Origin of the sequence: Neisseria macacae ATCC 33926 (assembly GCF_022749495.1) — a bacterium.
In the GTDB taxonomy this organism is placed as follows: domain Bacteria; phylum Pseudomonadota; class Gammaproteobacteria; order Burkholderiales; family Neisseriaceae; genus Neisseria; species Neisseria macacae.
The window spans coordinates 822,526-842,163 of record NZ_CP094241.1; the positions used below are offsets into that span (position 1 = coordinate 822,526).

Annotated in this window: 17 protein-coding genes; 13 read left to right on the top strand and 4 right to left on the bottom strand. The window is 49.7% G+C overall.

Features of this window, described 5'->3' with window-relative positions:
* The first annotated feature begins 25 nt into the window (after positions 1 to 25).
* The 4 genes from mnmA to MON40_RS03935 all read left to right on the top strand — a co-directional run bounded on the left by mnmA (position 26) and on the right by MON40_RS03935 (position 5,728).
* Entirely contained in the window at positions 26 to 1,129 is a 1,104-nt protein-coding gene (gene mnmA / locus MON40_RS03920) for a tRNA 2-thiouridine(34) synthase MnmA (RefSeq protein ID WP_003777286.1), read from the top strand.
* A gap of 105 nt (positions 1,130 to 1,234) precedes the next feature.
* Positions 1,235 to 2,908 carry an AMP-binding protein gene (locus MON40_RS03925; RefSeq protein ID WP_003777288.1) on the top strand — a complete coding sequence of 558 codons (1,674 nt, stop codon included), beginning with the start codon at positions 1,235 to 1,237 and terminating at the stop codon, positions 2,906 to 2,908.
* A 69-nt stretch (positions 2,909 to 2,977) separates the two neighbouring features.
* A complete protein-coding gene (locus tag MON40_RS03930; protein ID WP_003777291.1) occupies positions 2,978 to 3,958 on the top strand; it encodes a PhoH family protein in 981 nt (326 codons plus the stop codon).
* Positions 3,959 to 4,462: 504 nt separating this feature from the next.
* Positions 4,463 to 5,728 (top strand): Glu/Leu/Phe/Val family dehydrogenase, encoded by a 1,266-nt coding sequence (locus MON40_RS03935; protein WP_003757349.1) that lies wholly within the window; start codon positions 4,463 to 4,465, stop codon positions 5,726 to 5,728.
* A gap of 516 nt (positions 5,729 to 6,244) precedes the next feature.
* Here MON40_RS03935 and ppsA read toward each other — a convergent pair.
* Positions 6,245 to 8,629, bottom strand: a complete 2,385-nt coding sequence (gene ppsA / locus MON40_RS03940; RefSeq protein ID WP_003757353.1) for a phosphoenolpyruvate synthase — start codon at positions 8,627 to 8,629, stop codon at positions 6,245 to 6,247.
* Between the two features lie 418 nt (positions 8,630 to 9,047).
* Between ppsA and ppsR the strand changes: the two genes are divergently transcribed.
* On the top strand, positions 9,048 to 9,869 hold the full coding sequence (gene ppsR / locus MON40_RS03945; RefSeq protein ID WP_003757356.1) for a posphoenolpyruvate synthetase regulatory kinase/phosphorylase PpsR: 822 nt from the start codon (positions 9,048 to 9,050) through the stop codon (positions 9,867 to 9,869).
* A 357-nt stretch (positions 9,870 to 10,226) separates the two neighbouring features.
* Positions 10,227 to 12,347: a polyribonucleotide nucleotidyltransferase gene (pnp, locus tag MON40_RS03950; protein WP_003777297.1), complete on the top strand. Its 2,121-nt coding sequence runs from the start codon at positions 10,227 to 10,229 to the stop codon at positions 12,345 to 12,347.
* A gap of 374 nt (positions 12,348 to 12,721) precedes the next feature.
* Here the strand turns inward: pnp and MON40_RS03955 are convergent, their stop codons facing one another.
* The 3 genes from MON40_RS03955 to surE all read right to left on the bottom strand — a co-directional run bounded on the left by MON40_RS03955 (position 12,722) and on the right by surE (position 15,332).
* Positions 12,722 to 13,060 (bottom strand): cupin domain-containing protein, encoded by a 339-nt coding sequence (locus tag MON40_RS03955; protein WP_003777299.1) that lies wholly within the window; start codon positions 13,058 to 13,060, stop codon positions 12,722 to 12,724.
* Positions 13,061 to 13,280: 220 nt separating this feature from the next.
* A complete protein-coding gene (locus tag MON40_RS03960; RefSeq protein WP_003757365.1) occupies positions 13,281 to 14,201 on the bottom strand; it encodes a peptidoglycan DD-metalloendopeptidase family protein in 921 nt (306 codons plus the stop codon).
* Between the two features lie 369 nt (positions 14,202 to 14,570).
* Complete coding sequence (gene surE, locus MON40_RS03965) at positions 14,571 to 15,332, bottom strand: 5'/3'-nucleotidase SurE (RefSeq protein WP_003777302.1); 762 nt, start codon at positions 15,330 to 15,332, stop codon at positions 14,571 to 14,573.
* Between the two features lie 266 nt (positions 15,333 to 15,598).
* Here surE and MON40_RS03970 point away from each other — a divergent pair, with 266 nt between their 5' ends.
* From MON40_RS03970 to mltB, 7 genes are all read left to right on the top strand, one after another.
* The gene (locus MON40_RS03970) at positions 15,599 to 16,126 is read left to right on the top strand and encodes a hypothetical protein (RefSeq protein WP_231286251.1); all 528 of its coding nucleotides are present in this window, start codon (positions 15,599 to 15,601) and stop codon (positions 16,124 to 16,126) included.
* A 150-nt stretch (positions 16,127 to 16,276) separates the two neighbouring features.
* A complete protein-coding gene (locus tag MON40_RS03975) occupies positions 16,277 to 16,891 on the top strand; it encodes a 4'-phosphopantetheinyl transferase family protein (RefSeq protein WP_003777303.1) in 615 nt (204 codons plus the stop codon).
* 132 nt (positions 16,892 to 17,023) lie between these two features.
* Positions 17,024 to 17,395 (top strand): 30S ribosomal protein S6, encoded by a 372-nt coding sequence (gene rpsF / locus MON40_RS03980; RefSeq protein WP_003757376.1) that lies wholly within the window; start codon positions 17,024 to 17,026, stop codon positions 17,393 to 17,395.
* 2 nt (positions 17,396 to 17,397) lie between these two features.
* The gene (gene priB / locus MON40_RS03985; protein ID WP_003777307.1) at positions 17,398 to 17,694 is read left to right on the top strand and encodes a primosomal replication protein N; all 297 of its coding nucleotides are present in this window, start codon (positions 17,398 to 17,400) and stop codon (positions 17,692 to 17,694) included.
* A gap of 6 nt (positions 17,695 to 17,700) precedes the next feature.
* Positions 17,701 to 17,931 carry a 30S ribosomal protein S18 gene (rpsR, locus tag MON40_RS03990; RefSeq protein ID WP_003678863.1) on the top strand — a complete coding sequence of 77 codons (231 nt, stop codon included), beginning with the start codon at positions 17,701 to 17,703 and terminating at the stop codon, positions 17,929 to 17,931.
* A 16-nt stretch (positions 17,932 to 17,947) separates the two neighbouring features.
* A complete protein-coding gene (rplI, locus tag MON40_RS03995) occupies positions 17,948 to 18,400 on the top strand; it encodes a 50S ribosomal protein L9 (RefSeq protein WP_003743490.1) in 453 nt (150 codons plus the stop codon).
* 112 nt (positions 18,401 to 18,512) lie between these two features.
* Complete coding sequence (gene mltB, locus MON40_RS04000; RefSeq protein ID WP_003757382.1) at positions 18,513 to 19,595, top strand: lytic murein transglycosylase B; 1,083 nt, start codon at positions 18,513 to 18,515, stop codon at positions 19,593 to 19,595.
* Positions 19,596 to 19,638: the final 43 nt, after the last annotated feature.

Below are 19,638 nucleotides of genomic sequence, written 5' to 3' on the forward strand. Positions count from 1 at the left end.
GCTGTTTCCTACCCATATCCCCTTTATGGACATTACTCAACAACCTTCAAACATCATCGTCGGGCTCTCCGGCGGTGTCGATTCCTCCGTAACCGCCGCCTTGCTCAAACAGCAGGGTTATCAAGTGCGCGGTGTGTTTATGCAAAACTGGGAGGACGACGACAATGACGAATATTGCAGCATCAAGCAGGACTCTTTCGATGCCATTGCCGTCGCCGACATCATCGGCATAGACATCGACATCGTCAATTTTGCCGCCCAATACAAAGACAACGTATTCGCCTATTTTCTCAAAGAGTACAGCGCGGGGCGCACGCCGAATCCGGATGTGTTGTGCAACGCGGAAATCAAATTCAAATGCTTTTTGGACTACGCCATAGAGCAAGGCGCGGATACCATTGCCACCGGACATTATGCGCGCAAAGAAGTCCGCAACGGCGTGCATTACCTGCTCAAAGGTTTGGATCAAAACAAAGACCAAAGCTATTTCCTCTACCGCCTCAAGCCTTTCCAACTCGAACGCGCGATTTTCCCGTTGGGCGATTTGGAAAAACCTGAAGTCCGCCGCCTTGCCGCCGAATTCAATTTGCCGACTGCCGCCAAAAAAGACAGTACCGGCATCTGCTTCATCGGCGAACGTCCGTTCCGCGAGTTCCTGCAAAAATACCTGCCGACCAACAACGGCAAAATGGTGACGCCCGAAGGCAAAACCGTCGGCGAACACGTCGGGCTGATGTTCTACACGCTCGGACAGCGCAAAGGATTGGGCATCGGCGGCGCAGGCGAGCCGTGGTTTGTCGCCGCGAAGGATTTGACGAAAAACGAACTCATCGTCGTACAAGGTCATGACCATCCGCTGCTCTATACCCGCAGCCTCGTCATGAACGATTTGAGTTTCACGCTGCCCGAACGCCCGAAAGAAGGGCGCTACACCTGCAAAACCCGCTACCGCATGGCGGACGCGCCCTGCGAATTGCGTTATCTTGATGATGAAATGGTCGAGCTGGTGTTCGACGAACCGCAATGGGCGGTAACGCCCGGTCAATCCGCCGTGCTGTACGACGGCGATGTCTGCTTGGGCGGCGGCATTATCATGTCCACCGACAAGCCCGTCATTATTACTGCTTGAATAAAAAAGATAAAAGGTCGTCTGAAAACCATTACAGCGGGTTTGTTCCCGCCTTTTCAGACGACCTCAAGACAACCATAAAACCAACGAAACAAGACTATTTATATGGAAAAACTCTGGCTCAACAGCTACGAACAAGGCGTCAATGCCGAAATCGACATCACGCAATACAGCTCTATCAGCGACGTATTCCGTCAAAGCGTTGAAAAATTCGCGCATCAACCCGCGTTTCAAAACATGGGCAAAACGCTCACTTACGCCGAAGTCGGCAAGCTGGCGGAAAATTTCGCTTCCTATCTGCAAAACGTTCTGAAGCTGCCGCGCGGCGAGCGCGTGGCGATTATGCTGCCCAACCTGTTGCAATACCCGATTGCGCTTTTCGGTATCCTGCAGGCGGGGCTGGTGGCGGTCAACACCAATCCGCTCTACACCCCGCGCGAGCTGGAGCATCAGTTGAAAGACAGCGGCGCGACCACAATCATCGTTCTGGAAAATTTTGCCAACACGCTGGAGCTGGTGCTGCCGCGCACGCAAATCAAACACGTCATCGTCGCCTCTGTCGGAGAAATGTTCGGTTTCTTCAAAGGCACGCTGATGAATTTCGTGCTGCGCAAAATCAAAAAAATGGTGCCCGAATACCGCATTTCCGGTGCTATTCCTTTTCAGACGACTCTGAAAGAAGGTGCGGCGCATACCTTCCGCCCCGTTACCCTGACCCGCGAAGATACCGCGCTGTTGCAATACACGGGCGGCACGACCGGCGTGGCAAAAGGCGCCGTCCTCAGCCACGGCAACATCTGCGCCAATATGCTGCAGGCGAAAGAATGGATTAAAAACCAACTGCGCGAAGGCAAAGAAACCGTCATCGCCGCGCTGCCGCTTTACCACATCTTCGCCCTGACGGTGAACCTGATGATTTTCACCAATGCCGGTTCCAAAATCATCCTGATTACCAACCCGCGCGATATGAAAGGCTTTATCGGCGAACTCAAAAAAGAGCGCATCAGCGTCTTCATCGGCGTGAACACCTTGTTTAACGGCATGGTCAACCAACCCGATTTCGCCGCCGTCGATTTCTCCAATCTGCGCCTGACTTTGGGCGGCGGCATGGCGACTCAAAAAGCCGTCGCCGAAAAATGGAAAAAAATTACCGGTACGCCCATCGTCGAAGCCTACGGCCTGACCGAAGCCAGTCCCGGCGTGTGCTGCAACCCGCTCAATATCGAAGCATACAGCGGCGGCATCGGATTGCCCGTTCCCTCCACCGAAGTCGAATTGCGCGATGCGGACGGCAAAGAAGTCCCCGTCGGACAGCCGGGCGAACTTTGGGTGCGCGGCCCGCAAGTGATGAAAGGCTACTGGAATCGTCCCGAAGAAACCGCCAAAACCATAGACGCGCGCGGCTTTTTGGAAACCGGCGACATCGCCGTCATGGACGAAAAAGGCTGGCTGAAACTGGTTGACCGCAAAAAAGACCTTATCGTCGTTTCCGGTTTCAACGTTTATCCGAACGAAATCGAAGAAGTCGTTTCGCACAACGATAAAGTCATGGAAGTCGCCTGTATCGGCGTGCCCAACGAAAAAACAGGCGAAGCACTCAAAGTCTTCGTCGTCAAAAAAGACCCGAGCCTGACCAAAGAAGAACTCATCGCATTCTGCCGCTCCGAGCTGACGGCTTATAAAGTGCCGAAAGACATCGAGTTCCGCGACGAGTTGCCCAAGTCCAACGTCGGCAAAATCCTGCGCCGCGAGCTTCGCGAACAAGCGCAAAACAAATAACACCGAAAGGTCGTCTGAAAAGCATCCCGCACCTTTCAGACGACCTTTAATCATCATGGAAACCAGCACATGACCCATACCGTCCATCTTCAATTTGAAGACATCGACAACACCGTCCTCCAACGCCTCTGCGGCGCGCTTGACGGCAACCTCGAAGCCTTGGGCAAAGCCCTCGACATCCAAATCAGCCGCCGCTTCGAACACTTCACCTTCATGGGCGAACTCGCCCACGCCGGCCGCCGCGCCTTGCTCGCGCTCGCCGAAGCCGCCGAACAAGGTGATCTGGACGACAACGCCATCCGTCTCGCCGCCGTCGAAGCCAAAACCGCCGACGAGAAACACGAAGAAAAACACCACGACCAACAATATTATTTCCGCACCAAGCGCGGCAGCATAGGCGGGCGTACCCCGCGCCAAAACGGCTACATCCGCGCTTTGTTAAACCACGACGTCGTCTTCGGGCTGGGGCCCGCCGGTACGGGTAAAACCTATCTCGCCGTTGCTGCCGCCGTCGATGCCATGGAAAAACACCAAATCGAACGCATCGTTCTCGTCCGCCCCGCCGTCGAAGCAGGCGAAAAACTCGGCTTCCTGCCCGGCGATTTGGCGCAAAAAGTTGACCCCTACCTGCGCCCGCTTTACGACGCGCTCTACGATCTGATGGGCTTCGACCGCGTGACCAAACTGATGGAAAAAGGCCTGATCGAAATCGCCCCGCTCGCCTACATGCGCGGCCGCACGCTCAACGGCGCGTATGTGATTTTGGACGAAGCGCAAAACACTACGCCCGAACAGATGAAAATGTTCCTGACCCGCATCGGTTTCGGCGCGAAAGCCGTCATCACCGGCGATATTAGCCAAATCGACCTCCCGCGCAACGTCAAATCCGGCTTGAAAGACGCACGTGAAAAACTGCGCGACGTGGAAGGGCTGTATTTCCACACCTTCACCAGCGAAGACGTCGTCCGTCATCCGCTGGTACAGAAAATTGTGGAAGCGTATGAAGCGGCAGAAGAGCAAGCCGAAAGAAGCAGCGCCGCTGAACGGTAAACAATGAGGTTTAAAAAGGTCGTCTGAAAACCTGAAATACGGGTTTTCAGACGACCTTTTTCATATTTTATAGTGGATTAACTTTAAATCAGGACAAGGCGAGGTAACGCCGTCCTGGTTTAAAGTTAATCCACTATATTAAAGTCAAAATGGATGAAGCAGCCCATCTTGTTATGCCTTATTTTGTGCTGCCGAAAATTGGATATTGTTAACAATATTATCGAGTCTGATATGCGGTCGTTGCTGTTTTTAAAGCATTAGCCTGATGATATAAAATTTCAGACGATTTTTTTAAAAACAAGGGCTTTAGTTTTAGTAGCCGATTTTGGCGACGATATCGGGTAACGGGGTGTCAGGTTTCAGAGGTCGTCTGAAAATAAATTCATATATAAATTAATCAATTTTGAAAATACTGACTACATGCTATTACATTTCATTTGGAAATTGGTTATAGTTACAACTGTGAAGCTCTTAAATTTCAACCAGACATAAGAAGGAAGAGAAATGTCCCAATCCGCCGCAAAAGAAACCCTTAACCCTTTCGAAATCGCCCGCAAACAGGTCAAAACTGCCTGCGACCGACTCAATGCCGATCCTGCGGTGTATGAAATCCTGAAAAGCCCGCAACGCGTTTTGGAAGTTACCTTCCCCGTCAAACTCGACAACGGCACGGTCAAGACCTTCACCGGCTACCGTTCGCAACACAACAACGCCGTCGGCCCGTACAAAGGCGGCGTGCGCTTCCATCCCAATGTGAATTTGGACGAAGTCAAAGCACTGTCGATTTGGATGACCATCAAATGCTGCGTTGCGGGCATTCCTTACGGCGGCGGCAAAGGCGGCATTACCTTGGATCCGCGCGATTATTCCGAAGCAGAGTTGGAACGCATTTCACGCGCTTATTCCGAAGCCATCTCCCCGCTCATCGGCGAGAAAATCGATATTCCCGCTCCCGATGTGAACACCAACGGCAAAATCATGTCGTGGATGGTTGATGCCTACGAAAACGTCGTTAAAAAATCCGCGCCGGGCGTGTTCACTGGTAAACCGGTCGAATTCGGCGGCTCTTTGGCGCGTACCGAAGCGACAGGTTACGGCGTAAACTTCGCTGCCGTTCAAGCTTTGGAAAAACTCGGCAAAGACGTCAAAGGCGCGACCTACGCCATTCAAGGCTTCGGCAATGTGGGCTACCACACTGGCTATTACGCGCATCAATCCGGCGCGAAAGTCGTCGCCGTTTCCACCGTCGATGTCGCCATCTACAATGAAAACGGCTTGGATATGGAAGCCCTCTTCAAAGAGTTCCAAGAAAAAGGCTTCATTACCAACGAAGCGGGTTACGGCAAAGAAATCAGCAACGCCGAACTCTTGGCATTGGATGTGGACGTACTCGCCCCTTGCGCGCTGGAAAACCAACTGACTTCCGAAAACGCCGGCAAAGTCCGCGCTAAAATCGTCGTCGAAGGCGCAAACGGTCCGACTACGCCCGAAGCCGATGCCATCCTGCGCCAAAACGGCGTGTTGGTCGTGCCTGATATTCTGGCGAACTGCGGCGGCGTGGTCGTTTCCTATTTCGAATGGGTGCAAAACCTGCAAGGCTATTACTGGGAATTTGACGAAGTTCAGGAAAAAGAAACCGTTGTCCTGCGCCGCGCGTTCCGCGATATTTGGAATCTGGCGCAAGAGTATGACGTGGACTTGCGTACAGCGTCTTATATGATGAGTATCCGCCGCGTTGAAAAAGCGATGAAGCTGCGCGGTTGGTACTGATCAAATTTTGAAGCGTTAGTTTGAGAAAAGGTCGTCTGAAAAATTTTCAGACGACCTTTGGGCTTTTTGGTTGTGACATTAAACAACAATAAAGGTTTTATAGTGGATTAACTTTAAACCAGTACGGCGTTGCCTCGCCTTAGCTCAAAGAGAACGATTCTCTAAGGTGCTGAAGCACCAAGTGAATCGGTTCCATACTATAGTGGATTAAAATAAAAATGAGACAAGGCGGCAACGCCCGCCGTGTACGGGTAGTACATAAGGGCGTTGGCAACGCCGTATCATTGCAATTTTAATCCACTATATTTGTACTGTCTGCGGCTTCGTCGCCTCGTCCTGATTTAAAGTTAATCCACTATATCTATGTAGGGTCGTCTGAAAAACTGAAATCATGTGTTTCAGACGACCCCGTATGGTTTGATGATCGATGCGGTAAGGTATGTTTGATGTAACACCTATTACATAAAATCCCCCGAATGTTTCCAATCGGGGGATTGTTCAATGTTGATAAAAAGCTTATTTATTCAACTCGTTAGCCAAATACAGCCAAGTTTCGATGACGGTATCCGGATTCAGGGAAACGCTTTCGATGCCTTCTTGAACCAGCCATTTGGCGAAATCCGGATGGTCTGACGGACCTTGACCGCAGATACCGACGTATTTGTTTTGCTTGCGGCAGGCAGAGATTGCCAAATGCAGCATCACTTTGACGGCAGGGTTGCGTTCGTCAAACGATTCGGACACCAAGCCGCTGTCGCGGTCGAGGCCGAGGGTCAGTTGGGTCATGTCGTTGGAACCGATAGAGAAGCCGTCGAAGTATTGCAGGAATTGTTCTGCCAATACCGCGTTGCTCGGCAGTTCGCACATCATGATCAGGCGCAGGCCGTTTTTACCGCGTTCCAAACCGTTTTCTTTCAAGGCTTTGACGACGGCTTCGGCTTCGCCCAACGTGCGGACGAACGGAATCATGATTTCGACGTTGGTCAGCCCCATTTCGTCACGGACGCGTTTGAGGGCTTTGCATTCGAGCGCGAAGCAGTCTTTGAAGCTTTCGGCGACATAACGCGCCGCGCCACGGAAGCCCAGCATCGGGTTTTCTTCGTGCGGTTCGTAAATGCTGCCGCCGACCAAGTTGGCGTATTCGTTGGATTTGAAGTCGGACATACGGACGATGGTTTTACGCGGATAAACCGATGCGGCCAATGTTGCCACGCCTTCGGCGATTTTATCGACGTAGAAGTCGACAGGGGAGGCGTAGCCGGCGATGCGGCGGGTAATTTCCGCTTTCAATTCATCGTCTTGTTTGTCAAATTCCAACAAGGCTTTCGGGTGGATGCCGATTTGGCGGTTGATGATGAATTCCATGCGTGCCAAGCCGATGCCTTCGCTCGGCAGGTTGGCGAAGCTGAATGCCAGTTCGGGGTTGCCGACGTTCATCATGACTTTAACCGGCGCTTTGGGCATATTGTCCAAGGCAACGTCGGTGATTTGTACGTCCAGCAGACCGGAATAGATAAAGCCTGTATCGCCTTCGGCACAGGAGACGGTAACTTCTTGACCGTTGCTCAGCAATTCGGTCGCATTGCCGCAGCCGACTACGGCAGGAATACCCAGTTCGCGCGCGATGATGGCGGCGTGGCAGGTGCGGCCGCCGCGGTTGGTGACGATGGCAGAAGCGCGTTTCATTACCGGCTCCCAATCCGGGTCGGTCATGTCGGTAACGAGTACGTCGCCTGCTTCAACGGAATCCATTTCGGAGGCGTCTTTCACCAAGCGGACTTTGCCTTGACCGACTTTTTGACCGATGGCGCGGCCTTCGCACAAGACGTTTTTGTCGCCGTTGATGTCGAAGCGGCGCAGGTTGCGGCTGCTTTCTTCTTGGGATTTCACGGTCTCGGGGCGGGCTTGCAGGATGTAGAGTTTGCCGTCCAAGCCGTCACGGCCCCATTCGATATCCATCGGGCGGCCGTAGTGTTTTTCGATTGTCAGCGCGTAGTGTGCCAACTCGGTGATTTCTTCGTCGGTAATGGAGAAACGGTTGCGGTCTTCTTCGGGAACATCGACGTTCATCACGGATTTACCGGCTTCTGCTTTGTCGGTAAAGATCATTTTGATTTGTTTCGAACCCATGGTTTTGCGCAGGATGGCAGGTTTGCCTGCTTTCAGCGTGGGTTTGAATACATAGAATTCATCGGGGTTGACCGCGCCTTGTACGACGTTTTCGCCCAGACCGTAAGATGAAGTCACGAAAACGACTTGGTCGAAGCCGGATTCGGTGTCGAGGGTGAACATGACGCCGGACGCGCCGCTGTCGGAACGCACCATGCGTTGCACGCCTGCGGAGAGGGCGACGATGTCGTGTTCGAAGCCTTTATGTACGCGGTAGGAGATGGCCCGGTCGTTGTACAAAGAAGCGAATACATGGCGCATGGCTTCTTTAACGTTTTCCAAGCCGTTGATATTCAAGAAGGTTTCTTGTTGACCTGCAAACGATGCGTCGGGCAGGTCTTCGGCGGTCGCAGAAGAACGGACGGCAACGGAAATGTCCGCGCCGCCTGCGTCTGCAACCATTTTGTTCCATGCCGTTTCGATTTCGGCATCCAGTTGTTCGGGGAAGGGCGTATCCAAAATCCATTGGCGGATTTCTTTACCGACGCGCGCCAGTTCGGCGACATCTTCCACATCCAGTTGTGCCAGTGCGGCGGAAATACGCTCGCTCAGTCCGTTGTGCGCCAAAAATGCGCGGTAGGCTTCGGCAGTAGTGGCAAAGCCGCCGGGGACGCGGACGCCTTTTTCAGTCAGCTGACTGATCATTTCACCTAGGGAGGCGTTTTTGCCGCCCACGCTTTCAACATCAGTCATACGCAGGTTTTCAAACCAAATTACGTAGTTGTCAGCCATTTGTGTGTCCAATCCAAGATATGTTAAAAAAGAAACGAATACGCTTTGTTATTTTAAGCGATTCAAACGACCGCTGTCATGCTTTTTCTGTCTCGATTTATTTGCGGGTCGTCTGAAAAATTGCGGGCTTCAGGCGTGTAGTCAAATGAAATCTGATGGGGGAGTCAGTATTCCCGTTGTCTATTTCTTTGTAAAACATAAGGTTTGAAATAGATTAATGACTGATTGGTAGAGTTTGGAAAGGTTTTAGATGGGTATAAAATTTTAAGATAATTCGATTATTGAAATAAAAATGCGTTTAAAGGTGGGTTTAATTGCATTGTAGTTGGGTGTAATTTAAGCGTATTCCCTTTATTTAGAAGGTTTCAGCTGCTATGATAACCGTCTGCAACTGTCTTAAATTTCAAAGGATGACTGAATGACCGCCCCGCGCCATGTGTTTTATATTTCCGACCGTACCGGCCTGACTGCTGAAAATATCGGTGAGGCACTGCTGAATCAGTTTGGCAGAATCGAATTCAAACGCCACACCTATCCCTTCATCGATACGCCTGAAAAAGCGCGTACCGTCGTCGAAATAGTCAACCGCAACGCTCAGGAAAACGGTTTGCGCCCGATTGCCTTCGTCAGCGTCGTCAATGACGAAATCCGTGAAATCATCAAAAAAGCGGGTGCTTTCCATATCAATTTTTTCGAAACCTTCCTCGGGCTTTTGGAAAAAGAACTCAACACCGAGGCGGTTGCCGCCGAACAGGGTCACCACAGTATCGGCAATACGCAACGCTACGATGCGCGTATGGAGGCGGTCAATTTCTCGCTCAACCACGATGACGGCGTCAGCGATAAAAACCTGAAAGAAGCCGATGTGATCCTGATGGGCGTATCGCGTTCGGGCAAAACGCCGACTTGTCTTTACCTTGCCTTGCAATACGGTATCCGCGCCGCCAATTACCCGCTGATTCCCGACGATTTGGAATCCACCGACCTGCCGCGCATGGTCAAACCTTACAAAGACAAACTGTTCGGCCTGACCATTCAACCCGAACGCCTGCAGGCCATCCGTCAAGAGCGCCGTCCGAATTCGACTTATGCCAAAATCGATACCTGCCGCAGTGAGATTGCCGATGCGCAAAATATGTTTAAACGTCACGGTATTCCGTTCACCAATACGACCGATAAATCGGTGGAAGAACTTGCCGTCCATATTCTTCAAGCCTGCAAATTGAAACGGCGTTTTTGAGGCGTAACATATTGACTATTAATAAAAGGTCGTCTGAAACACGGAAGCGCGTTTCAGACGACCTTTTGCTGTCATGAATGCTTGGATTTACTTACATTTGCTATTATAATGCGCGTTTGGATTGGCCGTTTGAGGTCGTCTGAAAATATATAGTGGATTAACTTTAAACCAGTACGGCGTTGCTTCGCCTTGCCGTACTATCTGTACTGTCTACGGCTTCGTCGCCTTGTCCTGATTTAAATTTAATCCACTATAGTTTTTACCAACCGCCGCACACCTGAAACCCTAACTATGCACATTCTCACTTTTAGTGTGCATTATTAGTGTTTTAGCGTGCGGCATTCTGAAAGGAACGAAATGTTCGATAAACACGTTAAAACCTTCCAATACGGCAATCACACCGTTACCTTGGAAACCGGCGAAATCGCGCGCCAAGCCGCAGCGGCTGTTAAAGTATCGATGGGCGATACCGTTGTTTTGGTTGCTGTGACCACCAATAAAGAAGTCAAAGAAGGTCAAGACTTCTTCCCTCTGACTGTTGATTACCTTGAGCGCACTTACGCCGCAGGTAAAATCCCCGGCGGTTTCTTTAAGCGCGAAGGCAAACAAAGCGAAAAAGAAATCCTGACCAGCCGTCTGATTGACCGTCCTATCCGCCCGCTGTTCCCCGAAGGTTTTTACCACGACATCCAAATCGTTGCGATGGTGGTTTCTGTTGATCCTGAAATCGATTCCGACATCCCTGCCATGCTCGGCGCGTCCGCTGCGCTGGTGTTGAGCGGCGTACCGTTTGCCGGTCCGATTGGTGCAGCACGCGTAGGTTATGTAAACGGCGTGTACGTATTGAACCCGACCAAAGCCGAATTGGCGAAATCCAAGCTGGACTTGGTGGTTGCAGGTACATCCAAAGCCGTTTTAATGGTGGAATCTGAAGCTAAAATCCTACCTGAAGACGTGATGCTGGGTGCCGTGGTTTACGGTCACGACCAAATGCAGGTAGCGATTAACGCCATCAATGAATTCGCCGACGAAGTAAACCCTGAAGTATGGGATTGGAAAGCGCCTGAAACCAATGAAGAATTGGTTGCCAAAGTGCGCGAAATCGCAGGCGAAGCCATTAAAGAAGCGTTCAAAATCCGTCAAAAACAAGCGCGTTCCGCTAAATTGGACGAGGCTTGGAACGCAGTGAAAGATGCGCTGATTACGGAAGAAACCGATACTTTGGCTGCCAACGAAATCAAAGGCATCTTCAAACATTTGGAAGCTGACGTTGTCCGCACCCAAATTTTGGATGGTCAACCGCGTATCGACGGTCGCGATACCCGCACCGTCCGTCCTTTGAACATCCAAACCGGCGTATTGCCGCGTACACACGGCTCCGCCCTGTTTACCCGTGGCGAAACCCAAGCCCTTGCCGTAGCGACTTTGGGTACTTCCCGCGACGAGCAAATTATTGACGCGCTTTCCGGTGAATACACCGACCGCTTCATGCTGCATTACAACTTCCCGCCGTATTCTACCGGCGAAGTGGGCCGCGTCGGAGCGCCGAAACGCCGTGAAATCGGACATGGCCGTTTGGCAAAACGCGCACTGGTTGCCGTATTGCCGTCCCCTGAAGAATTCAGCTACACCATGCGTGTTGTTTCCGAAATTACCGAGTCCAACGGTTCGTCTTCTATGGCTTCCGTCTGTGGCGGCTGTTTGAGCTTGTTGTCTGCCGGTGTGCCTTTGAAAGCGCACGTTGCCGGTATTGCAATGGGTCTGATTTTGGACAACAACAAATTCGCCGTATTGACCGACATCTTGGGTGATGAAGACCACTTGGGCGACATGGACTTCAAAGTTGCCGGTACGACCGAAGGCGTGACTGCGCTGCAAATGGACATCAAAATCCAAGGCATTACCAAAGAAATCATGCAGATTGCTTTGGCGCAAGCCAAAGACGCGCGTCTGCACATCTTGGAACAGATGAAAGCCGCCGTGGCAGGTCCGCAAGAGCTGTCCGCTCACGCTCCGCGCCTGTTTACCATGAAAATCAACCAAGACAAAATCCGTGAGGTCATTGGCAAAGGCGGTGAAACCATCCGTGCGATTACCGCTGAAACCGGTACTGAAATCAATATCGCGGAAGACGGTACCATCACTATTGCCGCAACCACTCAAGAAGCCGGCGACGCTGCGAAAAAACGCATCGAAGAAATCACTGCCGAAGTGGAAGTGGGCAAAGTGTACGAAGGTACTGTGGTTAAAATCCTCGACAACAACGTTGGTGCCATCGTCAGCGTGATGCCGGGCAAAGACGGTTTGGTACACATCAGCCAGATCGCCCACGAGCGCGTACGCAACGTCAGCGACTATCTGCAAGTCGGTCAGGTTGTGAATGTGAAAGCATTGGAAGTGGACGACCGCGGCCGCGTGCGTCTGTCTATCAAAGCATTGACCGAAGCTCCTGCGCGCGAAGAAAAAGCGCCTGAATAATCGTTGAGCCGATTTTGATTGATAAAAGGTCGTCTGAAAAATTTCAGACGACCTTTTTTACTGAATGCGGATAAACAAAGTAGGGGGGGCAGGAATGTGGAATTATGGTGGATTAACTTTAAACCAGTACGGCATTGCCTCGCCTTAGCTCAAAGAGAACGATTCTCTAAGGTGCTGAAGCACCAAGTGAATCGGTTCCGTACTATCTGTACTGTCTGCGGCTTCGTCGCCTTGTCCTGATTTAAATTTAATCCACTATAAGTTGTCTTGTGTTGAAACTTTGATTTATCGTTCTTTTTGAACAGTAATTAGGTTGAATGCTGAAGAGGTCGTCTGAAAACCATTTTCCTTGGTTTTTAGACGACCTCTTTCCTTTATAGGCAACATTTACCGAAACGCAGTTTTTTATTCAGGCCGGAAGCGTAAGTAAGCTGCTTGATGACCAGTATATTGGTGTGGTCTTGTAGGGCGCGTATGCTGTGGGTTTCGTTGGGTTCAAGGCGGACGACTTGGAGTCCTTGCGTGGAGAGGGTTTTGGTTTGGGTGATGATTTTGGCGCTGCCGTTGAGTACCAGCAGGAGAATAATGGCATCGGCTTGATAATCGGGGATTTCATTATCCTTTTGCAGGGAGAGTTGAACGATTTCTTGGTCGATATCGCTATGGATAACGCCGCCGAGCAGGGCTTTGGGATCTAGGGTGTATTGTTGCATGATGACTCCTTGAGAAGAAAAGCTTTGAGAAAGATTTCAAAAGACGGAAACGTCTTGAGGGTCGTCTGAAAAATACTGGAGACGGCAATAAGTTTAATTGTACGGGTGTATTGACGGGAGAAATTCAATATAAGTCAATATTGTTGTGAATTGGGGCGGTTGGCTTTTGTCTTTGAAAATAAAAACCGCCCAATTTGGGCGGTTTTGTATGGTATTGATTTTAAAATGCAACGTAGTTTGCAGGGTTGACCGGTTTGCCGTTTTGGCGCACTTCAAAATGCAGTTGTGTACGGCTGGCGTCTGTATTACCCATGTTTGCGATGGTTTGGCCGCGTTTGACTTGTTGTCCTTCATTGACCAGCAAGCGTTGGTTGTGGCCGTATGCGCTCAGATAAGATGAGTTGTGTTGGATGATGACCAGGTTGCCGTAACCGCGCAAACCTGAGCCGGCATAGACGACTTTGCCGTCAGCAGCGGCAACGACAGGTTGGCCGGCTGTACCGCCGATGTCTACACCTTTGTTGCTGCCGCCGAAGTTGCTGATGACGTTGCCGACGGTCGGACGTTGCCATGTGATGCCGCTGACTGTGCGGGTACCGCCTGTAGAAACGGTCGGGGTGTTAAGTGGTGCAGGAGTAGGTTTGGGGGAGGCGGTGTGTGTCGGAGGAGGTGTTGGAACGGACGCAGTAGCGGTTGGGGCGCTGTAGCCGTTCGGTTTGACGCGGAGGGTTTGTCCGACGCTGATGGTGTTGTCTGCCAAGCCGTTCCATGCGCGGAGGTTGTCTTGGGTAATTTGGTAACGTTTGGAAATGTTATAAACGGTATCGCCGCGCACTACGGTGTGTGTTGCAGCATTGATGTCCACCGGCGCGTAAGAAGGTGTGTAAGAGCCGGTAGGGCCGGAAGGGTAGCTGCTGTTGGCAGGAGGAGTGGAGGCGGGAGGGGTATAAGGGGCGTCGTTGTTGGCCGCATTAGTTTCGTAAGGCGCTGCACCATATGGATTGTTGGAGGCTGTGTTTGCAGAACCGGAATTGCTGCCGGAATTGCCTACGACGACGGGCGCAGGTTGTTGGCTGGCGCATGCGCTGAGTATGAGGGCGAGGGCTGCCGACCCTGCGTAAAATGCGGTTTTTTTCAACATGATTGGATGACCTTTATATCGGGTTGTTGTTTTATTGGGACATATCATAATAAAAATACGCCCTGTTCTCAAGTATTGCAGCCGTTAGTAACTGTTAAAGTGCCTGATTTTGACTGGTTCACCTGTTTGAAAATCTGACAGACAGCGGTTATGGGCTTAATGTAGGGTTTCATTTCAAAATAACTGTTTATAGTGGATTAACTTTAAACCAGGATGGCGTTACCTCGCCTTAGCTCAAAGAGAACGATTCTCTAAGGTGCTGAAGCACCAAGTGAATCGGTTCCGTACTATCTGTACTGTCTGCGGTTTCGTCGCCTTGTCCTGATTTAAAGTTAATCCACTATATCAGAAGTGGGTCGTCTGAAAAGGTTATGTGTTTGAGGTTTTTATGCCTTGCCAAAACTCGCTGACGCTTTGGAGTTGGTTGTAGGCTGTCAGGTCGATTTGCAGGGGGGTGATAGTGATGAATCCTGCTTCGCACTCTCCAAAGTCGGTGCCTTCCTCTTGGTCGGAAATGTTGCCGACCGGCCCTATCCAGTAAATCGGTTCTCCGCGCGGATTGTGCATGGGGACGATACTTTGCTCGTGGTGTCTTCTGCCCAATCGTGTAATTTTAATGCCCTGTATGTCTTCAGGCATGACTGCGGGGATATTGATATTCCACAGGATAGGCTCTTTAGGAGGATTTTTTAACAAATATTCTAGCAACATCCAAACGGATTTTTCAGCGGTTTTCCAATAGCGGCCGCGTGAATCATTCAATGAAAAAGCGATGGCGGGAATGCCCATCAGATAGGCTTCGGTTGCTGCGGCGACTGTACCTGAGTAGAGGGTGTCGTCCCCCATGTTGGCGCCATTGTTTATTCCGGATAAAACCAAATCGGGTTTGAAATCGGGCAGGGCGTGTTGTCCGACATGGATACAGTCGGTTGGCGTTCCGCTGACATAGTAAAAACCGTTTGAGGCTTCTTTTATTTGCAGCGGGCGGTCAAGTGTTAAAGAATTGCTGACGCCGCTGCGGTCGCGTTCGGGTGCAACTACGCGGACATTGGCAAATTCTGCTGCAACGCGTGCCAAAATAGCAATGCCGGGGGCTAGGTAGCCGTCGTCGTTGGAAATTAAGATATTCATAAGCGTATCCGTAACATAATCTGGGCAGTCTAACGGTTGATGATAAAGTTTGTCTATTTTTCAGATGATTTTATGTGTGTGGCGAATTGCAGGTCGTCTGAAAGAGAGAGTTCATACAATTTGCTTTATAACAATATTTGAAGTCGTGCGGTGAGAGGGGATTTTTGTAAAAGAAGAGATGATTTATTTCTTATCAGATAATCCGCAATGCATTACAATAACAAATCGTAATCCTTATTTACAAACTACTTTCGGGAGTTATTGAAATGCGCCGTTTTTCTTATCTAATCGCTTTGTCTTCAGTGTTAGCCATTTCTGCATGTGCTAGTAACCAATCAAAATCGGAATCTTCTGCCGGAAATTCAGGCTCGGCTTCATCTCATGAACAACATGCCGGGAAAGATTCAGGAGCATGCCGCAGTGTGGGTGAAGGGCATAAAGTGAATGGCAAAGGAAAAAATGACGTTTATATGTGTAAGGCAAGTGTTGCACTGAATTCCGATGAAGCGAAATCTGTTCTGAATCCTAATATCAAAGTTTCTTACGGCAGCACCGGTAATACCACTTTGGTCTCCCGTCAAATTGCCAACATGGTCGGTAAAAGTCCGGAGGAGTCCTGCCAGCGTGCTTTCTTGAGTACAGTGAAACGCTTCCAAAGCACTGCGGTACAAAGAAAAGCGAAATCCGTACGCTTAGTCAGCTATTTTGACAAAAAAACCGTTGGCGGCAATGAGTATGAATGCCATGTTGCTACTTGGAACAGCCGAGTGGTCTTAAAAGGAAGCTTGCATTAAAAGTGTAACGACCAAATTATGGTTTGGCGGTAATTTGGTCTAACTGTTATCTTTAAATGGTAGCTTGATGCTTGCAATGTGTTGAAATGAGCCGGTGGGTATATGCTGTCGGCTCATTTTGGTTTTAGAAAATTTTGTTTTGGATGTCCGATGAAGAAGCATTTGTATTGCCTGCTCGGAGATGAGCTACTTGCCGAAACTTATTGTGATGATTCTTTAAGTCAGCATGATAGGCAGAGGATAGCCCAATCACCGCAATTGTCGGAAAGAATAGATTGGAAAGTCAGTCGCGCCCTTAAACAAAAATCAAAACATCCAATCGTTTCGCTCAGCCATAGTCACGGCATTGCTGCGGTGTTGTGTACATCAAATAGTCTGTCCGCCGGTGTGGATGTTGAGAAAATCCGTTTTCGTGATTTTCAGGCGTTGGCGGAGTGGGTATGTACTGAGTGGGAAAAGGAATATTTGGCATCCAGAGATTGGGATAAGGAAGAATTTTATCGACTGTGGTGCATTAAAGAAGCACTGTTGAAGGCGGCGGATTTGGATTTTCCCGAGGATATGCGCAAGGTTGGCTATCGATTTACGGCAGATGGAAAAAAGGAAATACAGGTGTGCGGATGTTCGGATTGGCATGGAATGACAGCGATGTTGTCTGATGGATTTGCTGTTGCCTGTGTTTGGCAGGGGAATGATGTTGAAGTTTATCTGGAATGTCACGGTGGGATGGATAAGGATGATTTGATGAGGATAGAGGTCGTCTGAAAACGGAATATTTTCAGACTGCATTGTCTGCTTGTGACAGGCTTGAATTTCGGTTATAATCCGACGCTTTCAACCTTGCCTTTTGCTTTCGCATGGCAAAAGGCTGTATTTAATCATCCATAAGGAGATAACATGCGTCATTATGAGATCGTGTTTATCGTTCATCCTGATCAAAGCGAGCAAGTGCCTGCTATGGTTGAACGTTACAAAACCATGATTGCCGAAGCCGGCGGCAAAATCCACCGCTTGGAAGACTGGGGCCGCCGTCAACTGGCTTACCCGATTAACAAAATCCACAAAGCACACTATGTTTTGATGAACATCGAAACTACTCCTGAAGTAGTTGAAGAGCTGGAAACCGCTTTCCGCTTTAACGATGCCGTACTGCGCCATCTGACCATCAAAACAAAACATGCTGTAACCGAAGCCTCTCCTATGCTGGGCGGCGAAAAAGCAAAAAACTTGCTGAACGGTGCGGCTGAAGAAGTTGCAGCAGCCGAATAAGATTGGATAATCTTACAAAGCTTACCGCCCTGATTTACAAGGTTGAATCCTTGAGATATACGCCGGCAGGAATCCCTGTTTTGGATATTATGTTAAAGCATGAATCTTGGCAGGAAGAAAACGGGCAAAAATGCCTGGTCAGTTTTGAAATTCCCGCGCGTATTTTAGGTAAGCAGGCTGAAGAATGGCAGTATCGGCAAGATACGATGGTTGAAGCAGAAGGCTTTCTCGCACAGCGAAGCAAACGCTTCCCAAGGCCGGTACTCCGCATACAGAACATTAAAGAATATAAAGGTTAAACGACAATGGCTCGTCAATCATTCAAACGTAGAAAATTCTGCCGCTTTACGGCTGAAAAAATCCAAGAAGTCGATTACAAACAAGTTGATTTGCTGAAAGACTTCATTTCTGAAAACGGCAAGATCATCCCTGCCCGCATCACCGGCACCAAAGCGCATTACCAACGCCAATTGGCTACTGCAGTCAAACGCGCACGCTTCCTGGCTCTGCTGCCTTACACCGATCAACACAAATAATTTTGGAGTTTAAATCATGCAAATTATTCTGTTAGAGAAAATCGGCGGTTTGGGCAACTTGGGCGACATCGTTACCGTAAAAAACGGTTACGCCCGCAACTTCCTGATTCCTGCCGGCAAAGCCAAACGCGCTACTGAAGCCAATATGAAAGAATTCGAAGCACGCCGTGCCGAATTGGAAGCCAAACAAGCCGAAATCTTGGCCGATGCTAAAGCACGTCAAGAAAAACTGGATGGTCAAACCATCACTATCGCTCAAAAAGCCGGGGTGGACGGTCGTCTGTTCGGTTCCGTTACCAATGCCGACATCGCTGCTGCGATTGTTGCTTCAGGCGTTGAAGCTGCAAAATCCAACGTCCGCCTGCCTAACGGCCCTCTGAAAGCCGTAGGCGAGTACGAAGTTGAAGTGGCTCTGCACACTGACGCTGTTGCTGCGATTACCGTTGCTGTTGTTGCGGCTGCCGAGTAATAGACAGTCTTAAAAGGTCGTCTGAAAGGAAAGGGAATGTATATTCCTACCGTCTTTCAGACGACCTTTTTGCATAATTTAGACTGCTTCCTTAGTGACTATAAATCCAGATATGAAAAAACTTATTCCTTCTCTTGCGATATCAACTGCGTTGCTGCTTGTTGCTTGCAATACAACCAAAACAAACGTTGAGTCTGCTAAAACGGTTGAGCCGATCAATCAAAGCAAAAACCAGCGTCCTGCTTTTGATTCTGCTGCGGAATCGGTTGCCAGCAGCGGCTTTAATGCCAATACCAATGTCCGCCAGTTTATCCGTTATGAGGCAGCGAAAAAGCAGTTTACAGAAGCCGAGCTGCAAAACTTTTTCAATGGCGTGGTTTACAAGGGCAATATCATCAATATCATGTACCGCCCGTCAACTTCCCGCCCTTGGTATGAATTCCGCACGGGCAACTCCGGCGCGACGAAATTTAACGGCGGCAAACAGTTTTACGCTGCCAACCGTGCCGTTATCGATGATGTGGCACGCAAATACGGCGTACCTGCCGAGCTGATTGTGGCGATTATCGGCATTGAAACCAACTACGGTAAAAACACGGGCAGCTTCCGCGTTGCCGATGCTTTGAGTACCTTGGGTTTTGATTATCCGCGCCGCGCCGAATTTTTCCAAAACGAGCTGATTGAGCTTTTGCTGATGGCGAAAGAAGAAAAAGAGAACGTTTTTGATTTCAAAGGCAGCTATGCGGGCGCAATGGGTATGCCGCAATTCATGCCTTCGAGCTATCGCAAATGGGCGGTCGATTATGATGGAGACGGACACCGCGATATTTGGAACAATATCGGCGACGTTGCCGCTTCTGTTGCCAATTATATGAAGCAACACGGCTGGAAAACAGGCGGCAAAATGATTGTTCCCGTCAATCTGACAATTACGCCTGATTTAAAAGCCATCATTGATGAAAAAACCGCATTGAACCGTACCGTTGCGGATTTCAAAGCGATGGGCGTGGTTCCGCAAAAAGCGGTTGCCGACAATGAGAAAGCCGTTTTATTCAGCTTGGAAACTAGTCCGGGCGTATTTGAATATTATCTCGGTCTGAATAATTTCTATACGGTTTGGCAGTATAACAACAGCCGAATGTATGTTACCGCCGTGCGCGACATTGCGAATGCAATCAACAACAACGGTTTGTAATGTTTAAAAACCACCTTCTCCAAGGTGGTTTTTTATTTGAGGG